Here is a 734-nt window from a genome sequence, read left to right on the forward strand (position 1 = left end):
ACCGGTCCCGCCTGCATGAGCAAGAAGATATTATTGGGCGCACTAAAGTATCATGCGCGCCGCTCTCAGGCGGAGAGGAATTTACCACCCCAGATTTCAATATGAAGGGTAAAAACGGCCCTATCATTCCCGATGATTCGCATATGCGGCTCATGCACCCGAACCAAAATAATGGTGTTCAGATGCTACGCCGCGGGTTTAACTACACGGATGGCTCCGACGGACTTGGACACCTGGATGCTGCGCTGTTCTTTATAGCGTTCGTCTGTGACCCGCGCACCCACTTCATCCCGCTTCTGGATACCATAACCCAGTCCGATGCGCTCAGTGAGTATCTTAAACACACCGGCAGCGCCGTTTTTGCGGTACCTCCCGGTATCAAAGACGAGAACGATTTTATCGCTTCTGGGTTGTTCTAAACCGCTGAGTATGCTTCTGATGGGCGCCCGGTACCAAGACGGTATCCGGGCGCTTAGGGGTCAGCGATGTTTCGATAACCGTGGTCTGAACTATTGGGTTCTTCAGGACTTTATCGGGCATGGGAAAGGGGAGAAACTTCGTACTAAGGCATTTTAAAACAGTGATGTGGTATGCCTTGGCGACGCGGTTTATTGTGATGTTCGGCTGAAAACCTTCGGCGGTGCGCGTCTAATTTGACTGCCACACCGCCAACGGTACTATTGAGTTAAAAATCACATACATATGGGAGACAATGATGACTGCTCAACCCCCCT

At 51.2% G+C, this 734-nt stretch carries 1 pseudogene; it reads left to right on the forward strand.

The annotated features are described in order from the left end of the window. Positions 1-419: pseudogene (locus D8M29_RS13300) on the forward strand (Dyp-type peroxidase domain-containing protein); the annotation flags it as partial. Between the last annotated feature and the right edge of the window lie 315 nt (positions 420-734).

Origin of the sequence: Micrococcus sp. HSID17227 (genome assembly GCF_003989405.1) — a bacterium.
In the GTDB taxonomy this organism is placed as follows: domain Bacteria; phylum Actinomycetota; class Actinomycetes; order Actinomycetales; family Micrococcaceae; genus Micrococcus; species Micrococcus luteus.